Origin of the sequence: Marichromatium sp. AB32, assembly GCF_003718675.1 — a bacterium.
GTDB classification, from domain to species: Bacteria; Pseudomonadota; Gammaproteobacteria; order Chromatiales; family Chromatiaceae; genus Marichromatium; species Marichromatium gracile.
Genome location: NZ_RHFJ01000110.1, coordinates 1 through 3,245, shown reverse-complemented (window position 1 = coordinate 3,245; position 3,245 = coordinate 1). Strand labels below are relative to the sequence as shown.

The window sequence follows — 3,245 nt, the reverse complement described above, 5'->3', positions numbered from 1 at the left end:
CGAGTTCGAGCGCCCGAGGGCCGGGTGAGACCCTGCCCCGGCGATCGCTCCAGCACGGGAACAGGGCATCGAGCGCGGCGGCGGCGAGATGGGGGCGGCTCTCGTCGCTGGGTGCCTGGACCAGGGGGCGGGCGAGGGGATCGACGGCACCCTGCGTGGCCCCGTCGATGTGGCTCCAGTCGCTGATCAGCCCGAGGTTGCACAGTCGGGTGAAGGCCTGCTCGGGCTCGCTGATGTCTGCGGCCTTGCCCACCGCGATGAATGCCGACAGCGGGATCGGCAGGCGCAGGTCGGCGTCGAACAGGGTGGCTGCGCTGAGCATGTGCGCCTGCTCTTCACTCAGGGCCTTGCGATATGTCTCGAAGGCCATGCGGCGGAAGAAGGCGAGGAGTGCGTTTTCGTCCTCGTCCTCCGGTCGCTCGCCGGTGCGGTGATAGTGCGCGATGGCGTTGAGTGCGGCCTCTGCGACGGCGGTTTCGCCGGCGAGAAGCGGGCGTAGCAGGTCCGCGAGTAGACCGGGATTCCCCTGGGCGAGGGTCTCGGCGCGCTGTTGGTGGGGTTGTGTCTGCTCCAATCTCTTGTGGTCGAGCGTGCTATGGCGGGCGAGCGCCGCTCGCTGTTTGTGGGTCTGGGCGCTGTCGAACGGCTGGAGTGCGATGCGTTCCAACCCTTCTGCGAGATTATTACTCCCTCGGTCGTCGGGCAGGGTGAAGCGGTAACGGCTGGTCAGCAGGAGTCGTGATGCGGTGCGGGCGCGCGCGAAGGCACCGAGGACGGCGCCGAGCATGACGCGATGATCGGCGCTGACCGGGGTGAGTGGTTGTTCGGGCGAGGGAGCGTCGAGGATACGTTCGAGGTCGTCGATGATCAGCAGCACCGGCTGGGTATCGAGCGGGCCTTCGAGGAGAGCTTCCAGGGCATCGCCGAGGATCTCGGGTTGCTCGGTGACGGCAGAGCGCCACTGTGTGCGCAATGCCTGACGATCGACGGGAGGTGTCTTTTCGATCAGTCGGTCGAAGACGGTCAGTGCATCGTAATGCTTGAAGATCACGCAGGTGGTCAGCTCGGTCATGCGGTTGGCGATGCGCGCGGCCAGACTCGATTTGCCGAGACAGCCCATGCCGTGAATCAGCAGACCCGCCGATGCTTCCTCGCGCAGGTGTCGCAGACCTTTTTGAAGCTGGCGGCGGCGACCAACGAAGAGACCGCGACCCGCGACCGGGATCTGTTCACGCTCTGGGTCGAGGAAGGCCCTGTCGTCGGCTTGGATGCGGGGATGCGCCGAGCCGGTCTTGTCGATCAGCGCGGTGCCGCCGGTTGCCCCCAGATAGACCCGTGCCAAGTGCCAGTGTCGCCCGTTGTGGGCGTCCGAGTCTTGCGCTGCGATTAGCTCGGCCCGGGCGTGGGCCGCCGCCTGGACGACGGAGCCGTAGTTGGCGAGCTGGGTGTAGAAGGCGCGGGCGAAGCGGATAGCGTCCTGGTCGTTGACCGAGCCGTCCCAGCCGAGGACGTTGGCGACGCCGGCACGGATGAATGCCTGGGTCAGCGGATCGTGCTCGGTTGGCCGACGGGCGCTGAGACAGGCCGAGAGAAAGATCAGCGGGATGCGCTCGGCGCCCCCCAGCGCCTGGATCAGTGTGCCGGCGGGGGGGAGGGCGAGTTCTCCCACCTCGTCCTCGAGCGCGAGGAGTGGCCGTTGTTGTTGATCGATGGTGCCGTGACAGGAGAGATGGAGGACCTCGTAGTCGCCCTCGCGCTGCATGCGTTGGCCGAGCTCCTGGGCGGTGCCGGTCTCTTCCACCAGCAGGTGGACCTGCAGTTTGTCGGTCGCCTTGAGGATGGCGGCCTCCTCGCCCTCGTAGTCGAGCGACTGCGCGCCTTCGGGGTCGGCGGCCATGAACATCATTCGAAGGTTGGAATGGCGTGGCGCGGGCGGTGCCGTGGCGGCGCGCCCGAGCCGCCGGGCGAGGTCGTAGCGTTGATTCTGGTCACCGGCGAGGTGGCTGCCGTCCGGGCCGGCCAGCAGCTCCCAGGGGGCGGCGAGCAGGGCCTTGCCGAGTGCCGTGTCGGCATCCTCGACCTGGATCTCCAGCGCCCGTGGTCCTTGACCGCGTGCCCAGGCCGAGGCCCAGCCGTTGGCATCGAGCCAGGCGAAGAGTTCTCGACCGATCGTGAGCAGGGAGGTGTCGTCACCCTGCTCGACCGCGCGGGCATAGCGCGCGGCCCAGTCGTTGAGTCGGGTCTCGGCCTCGCCGCCGTCGCGACGGAGTTCTTCGGGGCTGCTGCCGGGTGCGCGGCAGAAGAGCTCGCGACCGATGATCTGGATGGATGCCTGCATGGCGGGCCTGCTCCTTGCCGGGGACGGCACTGCGGGTGTCCAGTCGCCCGAGCATAACGCAACCGCGCGGGTTGGCGTAGCCCGTCGACCGCCTTCCACCCGCTTGCGCTATCATGGGGTTCGATCCCGTTCGTGTGCCGTTGTCGTCCGCTCCCCGTCTGCCGTGTCTTCCTTGTCCTCCGATCCCTCGGCGCTGGTGTTCCAGGCGCTGGTTCTGCCGTTGTTGTGGTGTCTGCCGCCGTTGCTGGTGTTGCTCGGCACGCGATTGCTGTTGCCGCGCTGGCGGGGCTGGCAGGGCGAGCGCATCGTCGGGCGGCGGCTCGAGGCGCTGTTCCCCGAGGTGCTGCACGGGGTGGTGTTGCCCGACGGGCGCGGCGGGTTGACCCAGATCGATCATCTGGCGCTGACCCCGCGCGGGTTGCTGGTGGTCGAGACCAAGCACTATCGCGGCGCCATCCAGGGCGCGGCCGAGGCGACGCACTGGGTGCAGCTGATCGGTCGGCGGCGCTATCCCTTCGTCAATCCGCTGCACCAGAACCGTCGTCATGTCCGCGCGGTGGAGGCGCTGGGGCTGGGCCAGCCGGTCCATGCGCGAGTGGTGTTCACCGATGGGGCGCGGTTTGTCGACGCGGTTCCGGCCGGGGTGTCGCGCTGCGCGACCCTGGCGCGCGATCTGGGCACCTTGCGTGGTGGTCGGGTGGGGCGTGCGAAGCAGGCGGCCTGGACACGGTTGCGGGGGCAGGTCCGACGCGGCTGGCTCGCGCGCTGGCGGCACCGGCGTCAGGTGGAGCGCCGCCACGGGCGCGACGACCGCACCCGGCTGGGCAAGGCGTTGCTCGGGGCGGCGGGCGCGTTGGCGGGGTTGTTGTGGTGGCGGGTGTGGGGGTCGGTCGGGCTGTGAGCCGGG

At 69.0% G+C, this 3,245-nt stretch carries 2 protein-coding genes; one reads left to right on the top strand and one right to left on the bottom strand.

Annotated features, from left to right (window positions below; genetic code table 11):
• A partial coding sequence (locus EBL85_RS16575; RefSeq protein WP_148040579.1) for a CHAT domain-containing protein occupies positions 1–2,338 on the bottom strand: 2,338 nt, incomplete at its 3' end.
• Between the two features lie 172 nt (positions 2,339–2,510).
• Here EBL85_RS16575 and EBL85_RS16570 point away from each other — a divergent pair.
• Positions 2,511–3,239: a nuclease-related domain-containing protein gene (locus EBL85_RS16570; protein ID WP_190288119.1), complete on the top strand. Its 729-nt coding sequence runs from the start codon at positions 2,511–2,513 to the stop codon at positions 3,237–3,239.
• Positions 3,240–3,245: the final 6 nt, after the last annotated feature.